Origin of the sequence: Bradyrhizobium sp. AZCC 1588 (assembly GCF_036924735.1) — a bacterium.
In the GTDB taxonomy this organism is placed as follows: domain Bacteria; phylum Pseudomonadota; class Alphaproteobacteria; order Rhizobiales; family Xanthobacteraceae; genus Bradyrhizobium.
Map to the genome: position 1 here is coordinate 1,806,043 of NZ_JAZHSC010000001.1, position 18,705 is coordinate 1,824,747.

Consider the following 18,705-nt stretch of genomic DNA (forward strand, 5'->3'; position numbering starts at 1 on the left):
GCCACGCTCGGGAAGCCACAACAAGTCCTTTTCTGCACTCCTGCAACCCATTGATTTCGCTAGCCCGGTCAGGGCATATTTGTTCGATCCGAAACACCTGCAACAGGGATTTTCGATGAGCGTCGATATCGGCGGGCGACTCCGCTTCGTCCGGGCCCGCCACAAGCTGTCGCAGCGCGAGCTCGCCAAGCGTTCCGGCGTGACCAATTCGACGATCTCGCTGATCGAATCGAACCAGATGAACCCGTCCGTCGGCGCGCTGAAGCGCATCCTCGACGGGTTGCCGATGGGGCTCGCCGAATTCTTCGCGATCGAGCCGGAGCGGCCGCGCAAGGCGTTCTATCGCTCCGACGAACTGACCGAGATCGGCAAGCAGCCGATCTCATACCGCCAGGTCGGTGACAATCTGTTCGGCCGCGCGTTGCAGATCCTCAAAGAACGCTACGAGCCGGGCAGCGACACCGGGAGGGTGCCGCTGACCCATGACGGCGAGGAAGGCGGCATCGTAGTGAGCGGCCGGCTGGAGGTAACGGTCGACGACGAGCGCCGCATCCTCGACCCCGGCGATGCCTATTACTTCGAAAGCCGCCGTCCGCACCGCTTCCGCTGTGTCGGTGGAAAGCCGTGCGAAGTGATAAGCGCCTGCACGCCGCCGACGTTTTGAGCGATAAGGGGCGTATAAGCCGCTGCAACGCTGCAATGGTCGCGCGAAATTACCATTGCGCCAGTTTACAACTTGTGGTTTTTGGCGGTGCTCGTTGTAGATTGGATTTGTTATGCGGCGTTTTGTATCGTGGGTGTTGCTACTCTGCCTTGTTGCTCAGTTCGGTGGATGCAAATCCTCGACGGTTTCCGAAGCGGCGCTTGAATCTCAGCCTCAATCCAATCAGCCTCAATCCAAGCCGCGTGATACGCGGCTCGCGAGATTGTACTTTCTGCGCGAGAAGGGACTTGTCGGCACTGAAGTGGGAATCAAGATCGATGGCAAGTCGGTTGGTTCGGTAGCCAAAGGATTGTATTTCTTTTTGGACAGACCACCAGGACGGTACCGGATAGCATGCGTGAATCCGATCTCCATGGATTATGAAACCGAAATAGAAATTGAGGGTGGACGAACCTACTATTTCGGCATCGGTACACCGCAGGTGGCTGCGCCCGGCCAAAACCTTCTCAACCAGGCTCTTGCTGGCAGCAGCGGACAACAAATGCGAGCTACGTCCCCGCTTATGGCGGGCTTTTCTGGTGCGGCCCTCTATCAAATCGATGCAGCAGAAGGGCCAGCCGTCATCAGTCAGTTGAAGCCGTAATAGCGTCGTTTCCGATTTGGGTCATAGCGGCCTTCACGCAAAGTTCGCTGGTCTATGGGACACGCCACATAGATAGAAAGGCGGAACTTTCAGAAGGGCAATATCATGCGCAAGGTCTGGATCGAGGCAGCGTTGAACGGCTCGTGGGGTCGCGCGCTCCAACCCGGTATTCCCGATACGGTTGAAACCATCGTCGCCGAGGGCGTCGCCTGCGCGCGTGCCGGCGCTACCATCGTTCACGTCCATGCCTATGATGGCGGCGGCCCGCAGACCTACGACTGGCAGGTCTATGCCCGCATCATTGAAGGCATTCGCAACCAGGTCGATGTGCCGGTCTATCCCTCCTATCCGGCATTCATAACCACAGGCAGCGACGACAGCCCGCTCGCCGACGTCGAGGACCGATTTGTCGACATCGAAGAGCTCGCCGCGCGCGGCCTGCTGGATTTTGCCGTTATCGACCCCGGCAGCGTCAATCTGAGCCTGACAAAAATCACGGCGGACACGCAGCCTGGCGGCACCTACATGAATCCGGAATGCCAGATCCGGTATGCGCTCGATTTCGCGGCGCGCCACGGCCTGCATACCGATTTTGCGATCTACGAGCCCGGCTTTTTGCGTGCCGGCGCAGCGCTGGCGCGCGCGGCCGGCGTCAAGGCGCCGATCTATCGCCTGATGTTCTGCAATCTGATCGCCGTCGGCCTTCCACCAAAGCCATATGCGCTTGCTGCCTACCATGCGCTATTGGAGGAGGAAGCGCTCGGCGCGCCCTGGATGATTGCGGGCGTCAGCGCCGATCTCCGCCCGCTGTTCACCGATACGATCGCGCGCGGCGGCCATATTCGCGTCGGCCTCGAAGATGCGCCGCTCGGTACGACGGCGACCAATCTCGAACTGGTCGAAGAAGCCGTGCGCTTGGTGCGCGAGCACGGTGCCGAACCGGCAACGCCTGCTGAAATGCGGCAGGCGCTGGCCGCAACCACCTGAGCTGCGCCGCGCCGCCCCGTTCTACTTCGCCAGTGCGCTGGAAAGCACCAATTCGAGTTCCTGCCTGACATCGTCGAGCGGCTGGGCGCTGCGCGCGGCGCGGCACATCGCGACCGTACCCTCGGTCGCCGCGATGACGAGCGCTGCCAGCCGCCGCGCGTGTGCCGGTGCTAAGCCCTCGCGTCGCAGTGCCACGAACATGATGCGCTGCCAATCGGCAAACACGCCATCGGCGAGATCGAGCAGATGCCGTTGCGCGGCTTCGTCCGGCTCGCCGTCCTTCTCCGTCGCATCGTTGACATATTGCTCGACCGCGACCGCGAGCACCGGACAACCGGCCTGGAATTTCGAGTTCTCCAGCGTCTGGCGCCACAGCGCGATGAAAGCACGAAGCCCGGCGATGGCGCCGCGCGATTGGACCAGATGCTCCAGCGGCCCGCTGACCTGCTTGCCCGCAAGCACCACCGCATCCTCGATCAGTTGCTGCTTGCCTCGCGGAAAATGATGGCCGATCGACCCCCGCGGCGTGCCGGTGTGGCGGACCACCTCACGCATGCTGGTGGCGTTGACGCCGCGGCGACTCATCAGGTCGGCGGCGCCTGCCACCATTTTTGCGCGGGTATCCGACGTCATCGCGAATCTTCCTTCGTCTGCATGGTCGCATGCTAGAATATGACGCTTGACATAGCCAGCCTTAATGTGAAGTTATGACGTCCGTCATAGTCAGAAAAATGCCGGCGAGAGGAGACGCGGAATGACGTTTATCCATGTGATGACGCCGCAGGGACGGTTGAACGCCGATCAGCGGCGGGTATTGGCCCAAACGCTGACGGATGCCGTGCTGGTGCCGGAGGTCGGCAAGCTGACGCCCGAAGCGCGCCGCGGCTATCAGGTCCATTTCGTCGAGCGCCCGCTCGATATGATCGCGCACGGCGGAGAATTGCTCTCGGACAAGCCCAGCGACGTGATGGTACTCGACGTCGTGGTGATGGACTGCTGCTGGACGCGCGAGGATCGCGCCACCGTCATCCGCAACATCCACGCCGCGCTTGCGGACGCCTGCGGGATGAAGACGCCCTCGCCAGGCTGGTGGATCAATTTCCGTATCATCGAGGAAGGAAGCTGGGGTTCGCGCGGCGGCGTGCTGTCGTTCCTCGACCTGCTCGAACATGGCGCATCGCACTTTTCGCCGGAACGCGCCGCGGCAATCCGCACCGCACTCGCCGTCAAATACGAGCGATAGACACGCGCGTCTTGCACTGCATTCCAGACAATCAGGACGGAGAAGGTCATGAGCGCCGAAGGAACAATCCGCACCGAGACCCACGATCGCATCTACAAGATCATCATCGACAACCCCGCCAAGAGAAACGCGTTCTCGCCCGCGATGATGGAGCAGTTGTCGGACGCGCTGACGGAGCTTCACAACAACGAGAACTATTGGGTCGGCGTGATCTGCGCCGAAGGCAAGGATTTCACCGCCGGCCTCGACATGCCGAAATTCTTTGGCCCCAATGCCGAGAAGCGGAATTTTAGGGAGGGCAATGTCGACGTCTTCGGCCTGCAGAAGCGCTGCAAGAAGCCGATCGTGTCAGCGGTGCAGGGCATCGTGTTCACCATCGGCATCGAGCTGATGCTGGCGGGCGACATCGTCGTCGCCGCCGACGACGCCCGCTTTTGCCAGATGGAATCCAGGCGCGGCATTGCGCCATTCGGCGGCGCGCATTTCCGCTTCCTGTCGCGCACTGGCTGGGGCAACGCGATGTATCATCTGTTCCTGTGCGACGAATTCACCGCAGCGCGTGCCCGCGAGATCGGGCTGGTCCAGGAAGTCGTGCCGGCCGGCCAGCAAATCGAGCGGGCGATGGCGCTCGCCAAGATCATTGCCGGCAATGCGCCGCTCGGCATTCAGGTCACCAAGGAAGCGGCGCTTCAATACGTCGAGCACGGCGAGGCGGCAGCCGTCGCCTACATTCCAAAAGTCCGCGAGCGCGTGCTCAACAGCGCCGATGCGCGCGAGGGCATTCAGTCCTTCATCGAGCGCCGCGCCGCGGTGTTTCAGGGCAGGTAGGCGCGGACAGCGCGAATGACACGCCGTTCCTAGACTTGCATTCGCGCCAGGCGGCCTGCCATCGCGGCGATGGCATCGCCTGGAGCAGAGCTAGCCGCGAAAATCGATGCTGCGCAGGATGATGCCGGGCGGGGTCCCCTCTAACTCCCCGGCATCGAATTTGCGCGACGCGCATTGTTCGATCCGGTCGCGCAACCGAAGGAATTGTTCTTCGCGCTGGCTGGTCGCCGTGCGCGACGCATGTTCCAGGGCATCCATCGCGGAGGCGCTGACCGCGCAGGGTATTTCCCTTGGGCCGTCCATCATGGAAAACAGCAGCACCATGCGGTCGAACTCATAACCGCCAATGTTTCCGCGTGCGAGTGTCATCGGGTGTTCCTCCGAGAGAAACGATACTTGAGAAACGATAATTGAGAAAACGATAAGTGCCTTGGCTTGTTCCTCATCTCGCCTGACGCTTACGCGAATAGTACTTCCGCCCGCGTGCCGGCGGGTATAAATTTCCGCTTGTCTGCACCGTGGCAAGCACCGCCAGTCCGGGGCATTTTGCATGCGCGCTCTTGTTCTGGTTCTCGCATTCCTCATCGGCTTGGGCGCCGCTGCCCTCGCCGACGACGTCGCTACTGCCCAGAGCGTGATCCGCGCGCAGGAGCAGGCGTTCATCCGCGACGACGCCGCGGCTGCCTATTCCCATGCCGCGCCCGAGATCAGGCAGATCTTTCCGCAAGCCGACATCTTCATGCAGATGATCCGGCAGGGCTACGCCCCGGTCTATCGCCACAAGAGTTTTGAATTCGGCGAGGCGCGTTCAGCCAATGGCCGGATTGCGCAACGCGTCCATATCGTCGACGACAATGGTGAAGCCTGGGAAGCGATGTACACGCTGGAGCAGCAGCCGGACGGCAGTTTGAAGATCACCGGATGTTCGCTGCTGAAGGCGGGACAGGCAGTATAGCATCGCGCCACGAGGCGCCTCGCGTGACCGCACACAGGCCCTTGCATTCGTGCCGCGCTCAAATATACTTTGATAGATTTTACGCGTTTTGGTTGACGCCGCTAGATCGCCCGCGATTTTAGGGACACCTCGTCCTGCAGCTCATATTCGGCCTGGAATGGCACAGGCCACCGCTCCCTGCGACGGCAGGACTCAAGTCGCAGCCGGGCTATTGCGAGAGAGCCGATAACATGGGCACTACGAAGAAGAAGATTCCGCCATCGAGCAAGAAGCCGGAGCGCAAACTGACGCGCGCCACGATGATTGATCTGTACCAGGCGCGGCAGTATCTGGGGCTCGACACACTCAAGGAAACCGGCCTGCGCATGCCGGTCCGCGTCTACTTCAAGGATCCGGCGGTGGCGGCAGATACCGAGGGCGCCGGCATCGATGATGAATTCACGACTCCCTGGGAGCCGGGGCTCGGCGACGGCCCGACCAGCGCGCGTTTCGCCGTTGTCGACTACGACGCGACCAGAAACGTGCTGACGCCGCCCGCGATCTGGGACGCGCGGAACAACTGCTATCTGGCGCCCGACCGCAAGACGGTTCTCGATGAGAATGCTAAGGAGCTCTATCAGTACCATCAACTGAGCGTCTGGGCGATCGTCCAGAACACGCTCGACTTCTTCGAGAGCGGTGCCGGCCTCGGCCGCCGCATCAGTTGGGCGTTCGAAGGCAACCGGCTAATCGTCGTGCCGCATGCCGGCTACGGCGAGAACGCCTATTACGACCGGGGCAGCAAGTCGCTGCAGCTCTACTGGTTCGAGAGCGAAAAGGGCACGGTCTACACCTGCCTGTCCTCCGACATCGTGAACCACGAGTTCGGCCACGCCGTGCTCGACGGCCTGCGGCCCTATTATTTCGAATCTGTCGGCGCCCAGACAGCGGCGTTTCACGAATTCATGGGCGACCTCACTGCACTTCTGATGGCGTTCCGCAATAATGCCTTCCGCAGGGTCGTGCTGAAGGAAAGCAATGGCGAGCTTACCAACGCGCAGTTGCTCGCGGGACTCGCCCACGAGTTCGGCGAGGCGACCGCGAATGCCCCGTATCTGCGAACCGGCCTGAACAAGCATACGATGCAGGATCTCGCCGGCAACCTCGAGCCGCACGCGCTGTCGGAGGTGCTGACCGGGGCGATGTTCGATATTCTCATGGGAGTATTCGCCAAGCACCAGAAGAACGAGGTCAAGCGCGCGAAGGCGGGCGGCAGCAAGAAGCCGAGCGACATCCGTGCGCTGGCCGACACCGTCCCCCGCATGCAGATGCTCGCGATCCAGCCGCTCGATCTGCTGCCGCCCTGCGCAGTGACGTTCAAGGACTACGCGCTGGCCGTGCTGCGCGCCGAGCAGGTCGCCAATCCGACCGATCCGTCGGGCTACCGCCAGTTGATGATCGACTGCTTCATCAAGCGCGGCCTTCTCGAAGAGGCGGACCGCAAGCGGCTGATGAAGCCCGCGCCGGTGTTCAGACGGCCGGCCCTCGACGTGTTCCACTCCGTGGAATCGATCGCCGCCTCGCGCGGCGGCGCCTACCGCTTCCTCGACGACAATCGCGCCAAGCTGTTTATTCCGTTCAGCACCGACATCGACGTCCCCGAGATCGTGCGCGCCAACAAGCGCACCCGCGACGGGCTGCCGCTGCCGCAGCAGACCATCGTGCAATATCTCTGGCGCGAGGAGTTGGTGCTTGAAGGTAGCAGGTTCGGCCGCTTTGCCGGGCAGCGCACCACGATGCTCTGCGGCGCCACCATGGTCCTCGACCAGAACGGCAACCTGATCCACTGGGTGCGCAAGCCCGGCACCGCCAGCGTCGGCACGTCGGGGGCGGCGCTCGCCGAGCAGACCGAAGGCATGCGCCGGAAGAAAGAGCTTCTGGACACGATCGCCGCCCGCGTCGCGGCAGGCATGATCGGCGAATCGATTGGCAGCGAGCTCGGCCTTCTGGAGCGAGCCACGCCGCCGTTTACCGTCGAGCATGTCGACGGCAAGCTGCGATTCGGCCTGGCGCCGCACTTCTCGCTCGACGACCACGATCACGACGGCACGGGGGATCGGCAATGGCAGATAAGCTTCTGATCCGGTTGTACGACGTAGGCCTCGGCGACTGCATCTATTGCCGGATGCCGAAGGCGCACAAGAGCGGCAGGGATTTCCACGTCCTGATTGACTGCGGAACGCTGAGCAGCACCGATTATCTTGCTGCCGCCATCGACAATCTGAAGACGATGCTGCCTGAAATCGACGGCAAGCGTCACGTCGATCTCCTGGTCGTGACCCACGAGCACAAGGATCATATGACCGGCTTCGGCCTGGATCTCTGGGACGATCTGTCGTTCGGCGCGATCTGGATGAGCGCGGCGATGGATCTCGATCATCCCGAGGCGAAGCGGGCGAAGAAGCTCCACAGTTTCGCGGCCAACGCCATGGAGCAGGCGGTAAGGCTCAATCTCGCGCTCAGCCCGCCCTTGATGGAGCTTGCCGCGGCGCTAGCGCTCAACAAGACCGCAATGAAGACGCTGCGCGAGACCCTGCCCCAGGCAAGCAAGATCAAGCCGGTCTACGTTCATGCGAAGTCGAAGAACGCCGATCTCGCCTTGCCGCTCAAGACCGACGCCACGGTCAGCGTGCTCGGGCCGGAAAAGGACATCGATTTCTACTATCTCGGTAAGGAAGGTGATCACGCGCTGCGGCGGCTGGGTTTCATCGACACCGGCCTGCCAGACCCGTCGACCGCAGTGCCGCAGCCAGACGCCGTTCCGACGCCGGCGAATATCGATCCAGCCGATTTCCGTCGGCTGCGCTCGCGGATGCTGTCCACTGCGCTCGCCTTCGCCGACCTCGACGGCAAGGTCTGCAACAATACCAGCGTCGTGCTCCTGATCGAATGGAAAGGCAAGCGGCTGTTGTTCGTCGGCGACGCCGAATGGGACGGCGCCTACAAGGAGGGCACGAAGGCGAATTGCGCCTGGAACGTAATGTGGAATTTGCGCAACGGGAAGCTGAAGGGCCCGCTCGCCTTCTATAAAATCGGCCACCACGGTAGCGTCAACGCCACCCCGTGGGGCATGACGGCGGCCGCCAGCGAGGGCGAGCCGCTCGCCATCCTCGATGCAATCCTGCCGGTGAAGTCGAAGGCCGGTGCAAAGGCGACCGTCTCGACCCGCCGCGGCAACTACGAGACCATTCCGCGCACGGACCTGCTCGCCGAAATCGGCAAGCGGGTTTCCAATACCAGGAATTACGCCAACGCCTTCAAGAAGGCCGGCAAGAAGACGTCGGCGGTGCCGAAATTCAGCGAGTTTGAGAAGAAGTCGTTTTCACAACCGCAGCCCTTGCGCACCGATCTCGAACGGATGCTGCAGGAGTCCAGGGGCTTTGTCGACGTCGAGATCGAGGCGTGAGGGAAGAATGCAGACTGACCGATAAATAGCAGCGGACGGATGCGTGCCATGTCAGACGAGAAACTTCGCAGTATTGACGATCGACCGGCTGACGAAATTGCCAAGACGTTGGACGAATAAGCAGGGTTGAGACTGCCTCACGCCATCGCCAGCCGCTGGCGTGCCCGCATCAGCAGCAGCACAATGATCCCGATGTTGAGCGCGTTCCAGGCCAGTCCATTGGCGAACGCGGCGCCGTAGGAGCCGGTGGCGTCGAAGATCGCGCCCGAGATCCAGCCGCCGAACGACATGCCGAACACGGAAGCAAAGATCACGATGCCGACGCGGGTGGCGGCTTCGGAGGCCGGCATCGCCTCGCGCACGATGATCGCGTAACTCGGCACGATGCCGCCCTGGAACAGGCCGAACATCGCCGAGATAACATAGAGTGAGGTCAGGCTGTCGAAGAACAGGTAGAACAACAGCGCCGTGCCCTGCGCGAACGACCCGATCAAAAGCGTGCGGATGCCGCCGATCTTGTCGGCGAGAAAGCCACTTCCGATCCGGCTGATGATGCCAAAGCCCAGCATCAGCGACAGCATTTCGGCGCCGCGCGCCACGCCATAGCCGAGATCGCCACAATAGGCGACGATATGAACCTGCGGCATCGACATCGCCACGCAGCAGGCGATCCCGGCGAGCGACAGGATCGCGGTCAGCGCATTGGTGGAAAGGCGCAGATCGACGCGCGGCGGCGGCGCATTCTCATGGTCGCGCTGGCCTCCCGCCCCCATCAGCATCCGCAAGCCGATCAGCGCCAGCGTCATCGCTACCGCCGTGAAGATGCCGATCGCGATATGACTGGTGCGCCACCCGAGCTGCTCGATGCCGAAATTCACCAGCGGCGGCCAGATCGTGCCGCCGATGTAATTGCCACTAGCGGCAATCGCGACCGCGAGCCCCCGATAGCGGTCGAACCAGTGCGAGGCCTCCGCCATCAGCGGGCCGAAGGTGGCCGACGAGGACAGCCCGATCGCGAAATGCACCAGGATGAATTGCCAGATCGAGGACGACATCCCCGCGACGACATAGCCGAGGCCGAGAATGCCGATGCCGAGCCCGATCGCGGTGACGATGCCGTAGCGGTCGGTGATCTTGCCGGTCAGCACGCCGCCGGAACCGAAGCCGAGCATCACCAGCGTAAATGCCAGCGAGGCGGTGCCGCGGCTCGCGGCGAATTCCGTCTGCACCACGGGAAGTGCGACCACCACCGACCACATGCCGACGCTGCCGAGCGAGCCAATCAGCACGGCCACGGCAAGCCGAATCCACGCCCGGCGCGAATCGGGAACGAACAGGTCGGAATCCTTGGTGAATTCAGAATAAGTTACCACGGCGGGGTGCAACTTCGGCGGCAATTCGCCTAAGGTCAAGCCACAATGGCGCGATACTGGGCATGCAGTTGCGGGAGAGCGGGGACCGGCCGCCGGGCCATTCTCGCGCATTGCAATGGGTAAACCGGCAAAGTTTGAGACCAAAAGATGCGGAAACATCCGACGAAGAACATCATGACGATCGGCGTCACGCTTATTGCGCTTGCGGCGCTGCCATGGCCTGCGAACAGCCATGAGAAGCACGTCCACCACAGCTATTCGGCGGGCGAGCCCGGCAATCCCCAGAAGCCATCGCGCACCATCGAGGTCGAGATGAGCGAGATGGCCTATGCGCCGGCGCGGATCGAGGTGAAGCGCGGCGAACAGATCCGCTTCGTGATCCGCAACGTCGGCACGGTAGACCACGAATTCCTGCTCGCCACCGCGAAAGAGAACCTCAGGCACGCCGAGGAGATGAAGAACAACCCGCATATGGAGCACGAGGAGCCGAACGGCGCGCGCGTGGCGCCGAAGAAATCGGCCGAGATCATCTGGAAATTCACCAAGGCGGGGACGTTCGACTATTCATGCCTGATCCCGGGCCATCACGACGCCGGCATGGTCGGCCAGGTCCTGGTGAAATGAGCAACCGTCAAGCAGATTTTGTCTCGAAGAGGACGATTTTATCTCGAGGAGAAAGAACACTCTATACAAGGCGATGGACAGCGTGTCGGGTCATTGTCTGCACAATGGCGCGGCCGATATGAGCTAACGAGACGCCCGTGCGAAGGATTGATGATCAGACCTTTCTGCTCCTGCTGCTTGCCGTTACGCTGGGATTCGCCTGGATTTTGCAGCCGTTCTACGGCGCCGTTCTGTGGGCGATCATTGTAGCCGTCATCTTTGCGCCGGTGAATCGGGCGCTGCTGCGATCGATGCCCGGCAGGCCGAACCTGGCGGCCCTGGTAACCGTCCTGCTCATCGTCGCGATCGTACTCATACCGCTGGCGATGGTTGCGGCCTCCCTGGTGCAGGAAGCAACGAGTCTTTTTGAGAAGATCAGGTCCGGAGAATATGATTTCGCCGGCTACATCCAGCGTGTCTTCGATGCGCTGCCGGCTTGGGCGACCGGTTGGCTGGAGCGGTTCAACCTGACCAATCTTTCGGGGCTTCGCGAAACATTGTCGTCCAACCTAATGAAGGGCGGTCAGGTCCTGGCTCCCCAGGCGCTTACCATCGGAATGAACACTTTCGAGTTCGTGATCAGCCTCGGCATCATGTTGTACCTGCTGTTTTTCCTGACGCGCGATGGCAGGGCAGTAGCGGACCTGATCAAGCAGGCTGTTCCACTCCACGGCGATCAGAAGTCAGCGCTCTTCACCAGGTTCGCCGATGTAGTTCGCGCCACCGTCAAGGGTGGGGTTCTGGTGGCCATTGTCCAGGGCGCGCTCGGCGGTTTGGCGTTCTGGTTCCTCGGGGTTCACGCGCCGATTTTGTGGGCCGTGCTGATGGCGTTTCTGTCGCTGCTGCCGGCCATCGGAGCCACGTTGGTCTGGCTCCCCGTCGCGATCTACTTTCTCGCAACCGGCGCCGTTTGGCAGGGCATCGGGCTGATCGCCTATGGCGTGCTGATCATTGGCCTCGTGGACAATGTGCTGCGTCCATTCCTGGTCGGCAAGGACACCAAGCTGCCGGACTACGTCGTGCTGATCTCGACGCTCGGCGGCATCGAAGTCTTCGGCCTCAATGGCTTCGTCATCGGCCCGCTGATCGCCGCGATCTTCATGGTGAGCTGGGACATCTTTTCAGCGTCCAGGCGGACGTCGCGGGATGAAGGGGTGAGCGACGGGTAGCTCTCGGCGACGGCAAATGTGTAGGACGAGGCCCTAAATCCCAGCGGGACGGAGAGCGCTCTTGAATCCCAGCAACTCGCTTGACGGGCTACGGTTCAAATCGCTGTGGCTGATGGGCACGGCAGCCCTGAGCCTCTCCACGATTCGGCGCCGCCACCACATCCTGCCCGCATCAGGCCCGGATGCGGCTGTGCACTTGTCCCTGGTCACCCGGCTTCCTCAACAACCCAATTCCGGAATCGGCAAAGTCCTGGCTGAACTCGAGCGGCTCCATCCTTCGCACCACTACTACCCCTCCGACACCGTCCATGTGACGATCCGAAACTTCGACGACATGAAGCACGTCGATCGGTCGGAGTTGATCACGCGACTCCGGCATTGCGTCGGATCGCTTCGCCCATTCGGCTTAACGGGACGCGGCCTGGGCGTTTCGCCCAATTCCGTTTTTCTGCAGTTGTTTCCCGAAGATGAATCGCTGTGGGAGCTCAGACAACAGCTTACGCGCTCGACCCAGGATCTTTGTTACACGCGAAAGCGAACGGCCGGCCCGGGCGCGTTTCGCGATCTTCTGTTTCGCAGACTTGTCTTCGCGAACCTGATCCGCTTTTCGGGTCCGTTATCTCCTTCCTTCATTCGCGCGATCGCACGCCATCGCGCGACCAGCTTCGGCCGCTTTACGGTGGAGGCGCTCGAACTTGTGCAAACGGATAGGATATTCTCCGCCGCCGGCTCCACCGTGATCGCCCGGATGCCGTTGAGCCGGTAGTGCCGAGGCCAGCACGAACGCGTAGGATGGGTGGAGCGCAGCGATACCCATCAATCGCATGCCATCACAGGAGCGATGGGTATCGCTTCGCTCCACCCATCCTACATTCCGTCCCCTACCCCAACTCAAACGTCGTCACCCCGAACACCCGCTTCAGCCGCAGCGGCGGGATTGCGCCGGTATACATGCGCGCCGTCTCGAACACCGGCGCGAGCCCCAAACCTTCCGCCAGCGCGATCGCGTCGCGGTTGACGCTGGGCACGTCCAGAAAAATCTCGCCGCCGCCCACCTCGGCGAGCAAGGCGGTCAATACCGCTTCGGCGGTGGCGCGGTCGTCGGCCACCAGCGGCCCGATCTTAAAACCCTTCCGGCACGGCCGGATCACACCCCAGCCCGCAAGCCGACCATCGCGCACGACCGCGCGCCCGACATGTCCGGGCGTTCCGATCCAGGCCCGCAGGAACGCCGGCCGCCGCGCCGGAAACACCGTTGTGTCGTCTGCTTCCACGTCAACCAGCGGGACTTCGCTCAAGTCAATCGCCCCGACCTGCGCCGCACTCGGCGCCGCGACCATGCCGCCATAGCGGACGTTGGCGTAAGCGAGTTCGAATCCGGACTTCCTGTAATTGTCCTGCTGCGCCGTCACGCCATCGAGTCCGATCACGCGCGCGCCGGCATGCGCGATGGCCGCATTCCATATCTGCAAGCCGTAACCTTTGCCGCGCAGATCCGGTCGCACGATGTAGAAGCCGAGAAAGGAAAAGCCCGCGCTGTAATTGACGCAAGAGACGGTCGCGACAGGCGCACCATCGATCTCGCCGATGAAAAACCCTTCCGGATCGACAGACGCAAAGCAGACGTCGTCGGCAAGGCCCGGATTCCATCCCTCGGCAGCGGCCCAATCGACGGCGAGTGAGATTTCTTTGGGGTGCATCGTGCGGATGGTGAAGTTAGTCATGGCTGGCGATCCTACAGATGTGTGTTCAGCCGTCATGGCGAGGAGCGAAGCGACGAAGCAATCCATGCTTCGTCGTGCGGCGCGATGGATTGCTTCGCTTCGCTCGCAATGACGGCGCAAGGCTGAGGCATTCACAATTACGACAATCGCCGACACGCGAATGTGTGCGCAGTCCAGAAATGGCACACTTCTTCGCGCAAAATATCATTGCGCCCCGCGATTTGTTTAGCGAAAATTAACCACGCTGGCTGGCGCGGCTTGAGTAGTTGGAGGCTTCACACATGTACCGATCATCGCTCACGCTGGCTTTCGTCGTCCTGTGTTCCGGGGCTGCCGCGGCCAGCGATCTGTCGTCATCCGTCTACGTCGCGCCAGGCGGAATCTACGCGCCTTCCGCAAACATCAATGTGCGCCCGCGACCGGCTTATCGGCCGTACGCGGAACCCGATTACCGATATCGCTCTTACGGTGACCCCGCCTACCGCGCACCGGCAGCGGTCTATGGCGAGTACGGAACGCCCTACCCCGCGCAGCCCGTCTACGTCGAACGTGCGCCAGCCTATCGCGAACGCTACTACGCGCAGGAATACGACTATGCGGCCGAATACGCGCCGCGGCCGCCGCTGCCCGTGCCCTATCGTGCGCGGGCGCGATGCGACGACGGTTATGGCGGGTGGAGCTATTGCGATTGAGCCGACCGCTCGCGCGGGTTCGTAGTGCGGTGATGGCCTCAGCTCCGTCAGGAGTTGAGGTCCTTGCTTTTCAACGCATATGGATAAACGCCGGCGAAGTGCTTCCGGTAACTTCCGGCCAGTCATCAGACATGCGCCAAGCTGCCACTCCGACGCATACGGTGAGCATCAGGGACATCACGAGCAGAAGCATAAAGGAAAACTGGCTCAACTTCCTTGCCCGCAAACCAGACTCAAATTTTGAGAAAGCCAGCACGGACTGCCGAGTCGGACAACGCAGTTAGGCTGACCTAAGTCGAGTTTTCCCCAGGCGGGATTTTTTTGCGGGATCTCGCGCTGCGCGCACGTCACCTTTACCCAGTTGTTGCCTCGTCCATATGAATATCCGCTATCGCTTCGACACGAGGCCTTCGGGCCCGACCTTGCAGGTATGCGCTAACATGGTGCGGCCATCGACTTCAAAACTTGCAGACATAGTCCGGGCATCTGAGTTCTGAAGACGACAATCACTCGCGGCCGGAGACAGACCGATCTTTCCACCTCGCCGCAAGATGGCGATTTGAAAGATCGCAACCACAACAATCACGGCCACAATCCGTCTGCGCCCAGCAGACCAAGTTCCATACACAAGGTTAGGCAGGCTCTGCCCAAACATTGAAATAAAAATTGATGGAACTCTGAAAAAAAACGGGGAAAAACCCAAATGGGGTCTTGATTTGCCTTCTTTCTTTAGCCGGGGCGCTCTGTGAGTAACGCGTATGACAGATCAACAATTGGCTATTCAGGCGATTGGCGAGGCGCAACTCATACTGGAAGAATACCTGCAACCTCGGCCGCAGAACAATGAGCGTATTCTCGACAAGCTCGTAGAAGTTCTCGAACGTCCCGATGTGATGGTTGCTGTGAGCCGCTTGCAGCAACGTAGTGGCCTCGAGCCACGCAAATGACCAAGCAGCTTTCATCAATAACTCTGACGGCTTTTGTTGCTGCGCTGTTATTGTTGGGAATGCCAGGCGCGGAAGCGAAACAGCAATGCAGCGCCGCGATGCCGTCAAATCCGAACGGAAAATGGTGGTCGTATCGTCTCATCGACGGACGAAAATGCTGGTACGAAGGCAAGCCCGGGCTTTCGAAAGCATTGCTGGAGTGGCCCAAGGGCGTGGCCGCGCAACCGTTGCGCAAGGATATTGTGAATGCAGTCTCGCAGAAGCGCGGCAATCTACTAGACACGCAAGCGTGGGCGCCGAAAGAAGCCGTGCAAGCGTGGGCACCGGAGGAAGCCGTGCAAGCGCGGGCTCCGAATGACGTCCCTGAAACTTTTGATGCGTTATGGAGCGGAAGGATCTGGCTTTTAGATTAGAAAATTGACGGTTCGCTTGGTTCTTGGCCTCGGCCTTTGTGCTCACTGGACGCGTTCTTGGAACCAGTGTGCGCTTTATCTTACGTGAGTCGCCCTTAGAGGAGGCTGCGGTGAGTAACGTACGAGATGCAAGCGACGCCGGGCGGTGTCATCCGCCTCATCATCCAACTTGCAATCATTGCGGCGGCATCGCGCGGCCCGTGGTGATCCTCGACAGTCGCCAGGGCAAGAGCTTTCGCCTCCTCCGCTGCCTTAGCTGCGAGAAAACGGATTGGGCTGAAGAGCAGCAACTCCCGCATTAGTCGCGCAACAGCACGGCCTCCCGAAGGGTCCGGCTCGAGGCCAAGACGGAGGCGAGCCCCAGCGCCATCAGCAGCGCACCAAACCAGGTTGCCATCCAGCCCCAGCCGTCATCAGCCGCCTCGGCGATCGGAGAGGCAACCGGCGCGGCCGGAGGCACGGAGACCGCAACCGCGTCGCTTGGCGCCGGTGCGGCTGCCAGAAGTGTCGCTGCGTCGAGCCGGCGCGGCGCGGGGTGGTCAGGCGTCGGGTGGTCAGGTGTGAACTGATCGGTCGCGCGGCTGGCGACAGGTGCCGGCGGCACGAAGGCTGCACTCTCCGTAGCCGGAGCGGAAGCGGCATCGACCACCTCGAGCTCGGGCGCGGGTTGCGTCGGCTGAGATGTTTCCGCCGGCGCGGAGCGCAGCAGCTCCGCACGTGCATCCATGACCGCCTTCTGCTTGGCCCGCGCGTCCTCATTCTCCTCGGGAGCGGCGACACGAGGCTTCGCGGCGCGATTACGAACCTGCTTCACCGTCGCGGTCCCCTCGGCAGCCTGGAACCAGCATTTGCGGCGCCCCTCAGTACGATAGACCCAGCGCTGACCTTCCGCCGTCGACGTACCGGGTCGTGGCAAGCACTCGCTTTCCTTTTCCGCGGGAGCGGGCGCAGTGGCCGTCTGGGGAGGAGGAACATTGAACAAGTCTGCAAGCGGATTCGAAGATGCAGGCGAAGTCGGGAGACTTGCGAGAAGGACGAAAGCGGCGATGTAAGATCGCAAATGACCGGACATGAGAACCCCAGTGTTGCGCCCTCCCCGCACCGACCTTTGGCCGCGACCTGGGTCATAATGAGACTCAAATTCGGCAAGGCGGTGGATTCATTCTGGCCTGGGAAACGAGACCGTGGCGCGAGTACCGGGCAGCCGCACGAACGGCGTCCAAGGTGACTTCCTGCTCGTCTCGAACCTCGATGGATCGTTGAAACTCAGGAAGTCATGTTGCTGACAGCTTCGATGTGGCGGGGACCGCCCCCATGCACTGCTGCACCTCGTTCGGCACGTTATAGTCGCGCATGACAGGGCGGCTGTCGCGCAGGCCACACGCCTCTCGCTGCACCACGAACATCCAGAGCGCGTGGCCTGCCTCCGTCACCAGGATGCGCCGTGCCTGCTGCGCTGACGCCGGCGCGCCCGAGCGTGGATGGGTGGCATCATACTCCCGCAGCCTGGCGAGGGCCGCTTCCAGCGCTCGCCCCATTCGTCCGAGCGCAACGGCCTGGTCCTGGGCGATCTCATAGTTGAGAACGTCGACGGGAGTGCGATCAAGGCGAAAATCGCGGGGCATGGGTAATGTATAGCGCCACATGGATCGCATGCGCAACGATGGGCGTTACTGCAGCGTCCTTCCGCTTTGTCATCGGGCGGTTGTGGTTGCGAGCGAACAAGCCTAGTTCCGTCGGAGGCATGGCCCTCGCCGGCAGCGATCTCCGCAATGACGGCATTCTTCATCTTAGACACTCTCGCTGATCGCAGTGTCCAAATATTATGATCGCAGCCCGGGTTTGATGCTGATCGAGTTCAGCAGCGTTGCGGTCGCGATCATCGCTGCGATGCCAGCGAAACTCAACGCTATCTGCATCGCAAGTCCGTCTGAAATCTTGAGCAGCGCCACGTGGCTGGCAAACGTCAAGAGAACGCCGAGGCAATAGATTGGCAGCGAGTTCTGACCACAGCGGATCGCGCCGCGCATTACCGGCGTCGTCAGCCCTCGCCAATTGCGAGGCACGAGCCATGCCACCAAAACCGCTATGGCCAAAAAATGCAGCAGCCGCAATGGATCGAGATTCGATTTGTCCAATGGATAAAGCGGTTTCGCCAGCGCCTGCGGGATCAGTACTTCCAGCGGTTTGATGCGCCAGCTCAACACGACGACCAGGCTGAAGAGCAGATACAGGATGGCAAGTACAAGCGTCGTGCGTGACGTCACCCACGGTGGGAGCCTCTTGTCCTCGATCATCCACCACGCGCCGAGCACGAACAGCAACTGCCAGGCCAGCGGATTGAAGGCCCAGTGGCCGTTCGGCCAGGCCGGAACGGTCCAGCCAAAGGCATGCACCAGCACATAAAGCGCCAGCGAGGCGCCAAGCGTCGCATTCGGCGCTCGCAGCAGCAGCCACAGCAGCGGCGCGAACAGGAGGTGAAGAAGCACGAAGACCGACAACACGTCGGTATTGACGGGACGGTATTGCAGGATCGCCGCGCGCGCGAGCGTTGCGCCTGGATGGTCCAACAAGATGCGCGTATTGCTCTCATCAGCAACACGGCCCGTGCCTGCGAGGTGAACCAAGATGGCGCAGGCGAGTGTGAGCAGCAGAAATGCGACATAAATGTCCCAGCTTCGCCGCAGCGTTCGGCTGATCACTCCGGTCCAGCCCTCGCAGCGCCATGCCTTGCCGTAAGCCAGCGCGCAGGTTACGCCCGACACGAACATGAACACTTCAGCGGCATCGCTGAAGCCGTAGTTCCGCAGTGTCAGCCAAGTTCCGATGTTGTTGGGAACATGGTCAAGAAAGATGAACCACAGCGCGATGCCTCGGCAGGCATCTATTCGCAGGTCGCGGCCTTGGCCTCTCACTTCCGGCATGAACTTGGGTATGGTCATTCGGTCGTGCATCTGGA

21 protein-coding genes are annotated in these 18,705 nt (G+C 61.5%); 14 read left to right on the forward strand and 7 right to left on the reverse strand.

Annotated features, from left to right (window positions below; all coding sequences use genetic code 11):
* Window positions 1-115 precede the first annotated feature (115 nt).
* The 3 genes from V1277_RS08350 (at window position 116) to V1277_RS08360 (ending at window position 2,294) form a co-directional block, all read left to right on the forward strand.
* Entirely contained in the window at window positions 116-664 is a 549-nt protein-coding gene (locus V1277_RS08350) for a cupin domain-containing protein (protein WP_028347208.1), read from the forward strand.
* 112 nt (window positions 665-776) lie between these two features.
* Window positions 777-1,307, forward strand: a complete 531-nt coding sequence (locus V1277_RS08355; protein WP_334415774.1) for a DUF2846 domain-containing protein — start codon at window positions 777-779, stop codon at window positions 1,305-1,307.
* Window positions 1,308-1,412: 105 nt separating this feature from the next.
* Window positions 1,413-2,294 (forward strand): 3-keto-5-aminohexanoate cleavage protein, encoded by an 882-nt coding sequence (locus tag V1277_RS08360; RefSeq protein WP_334415775.1) that lies wholly within the window; start codon window positions 1,413-1,415, stop codon window positions 2,292-2,294.
* 21 nt (window positions 2,295-2,315) lie between these two features.
* Here V1277_RS08360 and V1277_RS08365 read toward each other — a convergent pair whose 3' ends face one another.
* Window positions 2,316-2,927 carry a TetR/AcrR family transcriptional regulator gene (locus V1277_RS08365; protein ID WP_334415776.1) on the reverse strand — a complete coding sequence of 204 codons (612 nt, stop codon included), beginning with the start codon at window positions 2,925-2,927 and terminating at the stop codon, window positions 2,316-2,318.
* A 121-nt stretch (window positions 2,928-3,048) separates the two neighbouring features.
* Between V1277_RS08365 and V1277_RS08370 the strand changes: the two genes are divergently transcribed.
* Both V1277_RS08370 and V1277_RS08375 read left to right on the forward strand, forming a co-directional pair.
* On the forward strand, window positions 3,049-3,537 hold the full coding sequence (locus tag V1277_RS08370; RefSeq protein WP_334415777.1) for a tautomerase family protein: 489 nt from the start codon (window positions 3,049-3,051) through the stop codon (window positions 3,535-3,537).
* A gap of 48 nt (window positions 3,538-3,585) precedes the next feature.
* Entirely contained in the window at window positions 3,586-4,365 is a 780-nt protein-coding gene (locus tag V1277_RS08375) for a crotonase/enoyl-CoA hydratase family protein (RefSeq protein ID WP_334415778.1), read from the forward strand.
* Window positions 4,366-4,455: 90 nt separating this feature from the next.
* On the opposite strand, the gene V1277_RS08380 is transcribed toward V1277_RS08375, so the two are convergent.
* Window positions 4,456-4,734 (reverse strand): DUF1488 family protein, encoded by a 279-nt coding sequence (locus tag V1277_RS08380; RefSeq protein ID WP_334420313.1) that lies wholly within the window; start codon window positions 4,732-4,734, stop codon window positions 4,456-4,458.
* A 181-nt stretch (window positions 4,735-4,915) separates the two neighbouring features.
* On the opposite strand from V1277_RS08380, the gene V1277_RS08385 reads away from it, so the two are divergent.
* The 3 genes from V1277_RS08385 to V1277_RS08395 all read left to right on the forward strand — a co-directional run bounded on the left by V1277_RS08385 (window position 4,916) and on the right by V1277_RS08395 (window position 8,765).
* Window positions 4,916-5,320, forward strand: a complete 405-nt coding sequence (locus V1277_RS08385; RefSeq protein ID WP_334415779.1) for a DUF4864 domain-containing protein — start codon at window positions 4,916-4,918, stop codon at window positions 5,318-5,320.
* A 230-nt stretch (window positions 5,321-5,550) separates the two neighbouring features.
* Window positions 5,551-7,440, forward strand: a complete 1,890-nt coding sequence (locus V1277_RS08390; RefSeq protein WP_334415780.1) for a serine protease — start codon at window positions 5,551-5,553, stop codon at window positions 7,438-7,440.
* Window positions 7,422-8,765 (forward strand): metallohydrolase, encoded by a 1,344-nt coding sequence (locus V1277_RS08395; RefSeq protein WP_334415782.1) that lies wholly within the window; start codon window positions 7,422-7,424, stop codon window positions 8,763-8,765. The genes V1277_RS08390 and V1277_RS08395 overlap by 19 nt, the downstream gene beginning before the upstream one ends.
* A 137-nt stretch (window positions 8,766-8,902) precedes the next feature.
* On the opposite strand, the gene V1277_RS08400 is transcribed toward V1277_RS08395, so the two are convergent.
* Complete coding sequence (locus V1277_RS08400; protein WP_334415783.1) at window positions 8,903-10,138, reverse strand: MFS transporter; 1,236 nt, start codon at window positions 10,136-10,138, stop codon at window positions 8,903-8,905.
* A 147-nt stretch (window positions 10,139-10,285) separates the two neighbouring features.
* Between V1277_RS08400 and V1277_RS08405 the strand changes: the two genes are divergently transcribed.
* The 3 genes from V1277_RS08405 to V1277_RS08415 all read left to right on the forward strand — a co-directional run bounded on the left by V1277_RS08405 (window position 10,286) and on the right by V1277_RS08415 (window position 12,736).
* Window positions 10,286-10,762, forward strand: coding sequence for a cupredoxin domain-containing protein (locus V1277_RS08405; RefSeq protein ID WP_334415784.1), 477 nt, complete (start codon window positions 10,286-10,288; stop codon window positions 10,760-10,762).
* A 137-nt stretch (window positions 10,763-10,899) separates the two neighbouring features.
* The gene (locus V1277_RS08410) at window positions 10,900-11,970 is read left to right on the forward strand and encodes an AI-2E family transporter (RefSeq protein ID WP_334415785.1); all 1,071 of its coding nucleotides are present in this window, start codon (window positions 10,900-10,902) and stop codon (window positions 11,968-11,970) included.
* Window positions 11,971-12,082: 112 nt separating this feature from the next.
* Entirely contained in the window at window positions 12,083-12,736 is a 654-nt protein-coding gene (locus tag V1277_RS08415; RefSeq protein WP_334415786.1) for a 2'-5' RNA ligase family protein, read from the forward strand.
* Window positions 12,737-12,851: 115 nt separating this feature from the next.
* On the opposite strand, the gene V1277_RS08420 is transcribed toward V1277_RS08415, so the two are convergent.
* Window positions 12,852-13,694 carry a GNAT family N-acetyltransferase gene (locus V1277_RS08420; protein WP_334415787.1) on the reverse strand — a complete coding sequence of 281 codons (843 nt, stop codon included), beginning with the start codon at window positions 13,692-13,694 and terminating at the stop codon, window positions 12,852-12,854.
* Window positions 13,695-13,975: 281 nt separating this feature from the next.
* On the opposite strand from V1277_RS08420, the gene V1277_RS08425 reads away from it, so the two are divergent.
* The 3 genes from V1277_RS08425 (at window position 13,976) to V1277_RS08435 (ending at window position 15,746) form a co-directional block, all read left to right on the forward strand.
* Complete coding sequence (locus V1277_RS08425; protein ID WP_334415788.1) at window positions 13,976-14,386, forward strand: hypothetical protein; 411 nt, start codon at window positions 13,976-13,978, stop codon at window positions 14,384-14,386.
* A gap of 758 nt (window positions 14,387-15,144) precedes the next feature.
* Window positions 15,145-15,333, forward strand: coding sequence for a hypothetical protein (locus V1277_RS08430; RefSeq protein WP_028347233.1), 189 nt, complete (start codon window positions 15,145-15,147; stop codon window positions 15,331-15,333).
* Window positions 15,330-15,746 carry a hypothetical protein gene (locus V1277_RS08435; RefSeq protein WP_334373244.1) on the forward strand — a complete coding sequence of 139 codons (417 nt, stop codon included), beginning with the start codon at window positions 15,330-15,332 and terminating at the stop codon, window positions 15,744-15,746. Before V1277_RS08430 ends, V1277_RS08435 begins: the two co-directional genes overlap by 4 nt.
* A 298-nt stretch (window positions 15,747-16,044) precedes the next feature.
* On the opposite strand, the gene V1277_RS08440 is transcribed toward V1277_RS08435, so the two are convergent.
* From V1277_RS08440 to V1277_RS08450, 3 genes are all read right to left on the reverse strand, one after another.
* Window positions 16,045-16,662 carry a hypothetical protein gene (locus V1277_RS08440; RefSeq protein WP_334415789.1) on the reverse strand — a complete coding sequence of 206 codons (618 nt, stop codon included), beginning with the start codon at window positions 16,660-16,662 and terminating at the stop codon, window positions 16,045-16,047.
* Window positions 16,663-17,020: 358 nt separating this feature from the next.
* Window positions 17,021-17,371, reverse strand: a complete 351-nt coding sequence (locus V1277_RS08445) for a DUF6665 family protein (protein WP_334415790.1) — start codon at window positions 17,369-17,371, stop codon at window positions 17,021-17,023.
* 198 nt (window positions 17,372-17,569) lie between these two features.
* Complete coding sequence (locus V1277_RS08450) at window positions 17,570-18,700, reverse strand: OpgC domain-containing protein (RefSeq protein ID WP_334415791.1); 1,131 nt, start codon at window positions 18,698-18,700, stop codon at window positions 17,570-17,572.
* Window positions 18,701-18,705: the final 5 nt, after the last annotated feature.

What these genes read in the sequence shown, in the direction of transcription:
- V1277_RS08355 (WP_334415774.1), top strand. Translation starts at nt 777, where the DNA reads ATGCGGCGTTTTGTATCGTGGGTGTTGCTACTCTGCCTTGTTGCTCAG.
- V1277_RS08350 (WP_028347208.1), top strand. Translation starts at nt 116, where the DNA reads ATGAGCGTCGATATCGGCGGGCGACTCCGCTTCGTCCGGGCCCGCCAC.
- V1277_RS08385 (WP_334415779.1), top strand. Translation starts at nt 4,916, where the DNA reads ATGCGCGCTCTTGTTCTGGTTCTCGCATTCCTCATCGGCTTGGGCGCC.
- V1277_RS08450 (WP_334415791.1), bottom strand. Translation starts at nt 18,700, where the DNA reads ATGCACGACCGAATGACCATACCCAAGTTCATGCCGGAAGTGAGAGGC.
- V1277_RS08390 (WP_334415780.1), top strand. Translation starts at nt 5,551, where the DNA reads ATGGGCACTACGAAGAAGAAGATTCCGCCATCGAGCAAGAAGCCGGAG.
- V1277_RS08420 (WP_334415787.1), bottom strand. Translation starts at nt 13,694, where the DNA reads ATGACTAACTTCACCATCCGCACGATGCACCCCAAAGAAATCTCACTC.
- V1277_RS08380 (WP_334420313.1), bottom strand. Translation starts at nt 4,734, where the DNA reads ATGACACTCGCACGCGGAAACATTGGCGGTTATGAGTTCGACCGCATG.
- V1277_RS08430 (WP_028347233.1), top strand. Translation starts at nt 15,145, where the DNA reads ATGACAGATCAACAATTGGCTATTCAGGCGATTGGCGAGGCGCAACTC.
- V1277_RS08435 (WP_334373244.1), top strand. Translation starts at nt 15,330, where the DNA reads ATGACCAAGCAGCTTTCATCAATAACTCTGACGGCTTTTGTTGCTGCG.
- V1277_RS08375 (WP_334415778.1), top strand. Translation starts at nt 3,586, where the DNA reads ATGAGCGCCGAAGGAACAATCCGCACCGAGACCCACGATCGCATCTAC.
- V1277_RS08370 (WP_334415777.1), top strand. Translation starts at nt 3,049, where the DNA reads ATGACGTTTATCCATGTGATGACGCCGCAGGGACGGTTGAACGCCGAT.
- V1277_RS08365 (WP_334415776.1), bottom strand. Translation starts at nt 2,927, where the DNA reads ATGACGTCGGATACCCGCGCAAAAATGGTGGCAGGCGCCGCCGACCTG.
- V1277_RS08395 (WP_334415782.1), top strand. Translation starts at nt 7,422, where the DNA reads ATGGCAGATAAGCTTCTGATCCGGTTGTACGACGTAGGCCTCGGCGAC.
- V1277_RS08425 (WP_334415788.1), top strand. Translation starts at nt 13,976, where the DNA reads ATGTACCGATCATCGCTCACGCTGGCTTTCGTCGTCCTGTGTTCCGGG.
- V1277_RS08445 (WP_334415790.1), bottom strand. Translation starts at nt 17,371, where the DNA reads ATGCCCCGCGATTTTCGCCTTGATCGCACTCCCGTCGACGTTCTCAAC.
- V1277_RS08360 (WP_334415775.1), top strand. Translation starts at nt 1,413, where the DNA reads ATGCGCAAGGTCTGGATCGAGGCAGCGTTGAACGGCTCGTGGGGTCGC.
- V1277_RS08405 (WP_334415784.1), top strand. Translation starts at nt 10,286, where the DNA reads ATGCGGAAACATCCGACGAAGAACATCATGACGATCGGCGTCACGCTT.
- V1277_RS08415 (WP_334415786.1), top strand. Translation starts at nt 12,083, where the DNA reads ATGGGCACGGCAGCCCTGAGCCTCTCCACGATTCGGCGCCGCCACCAC.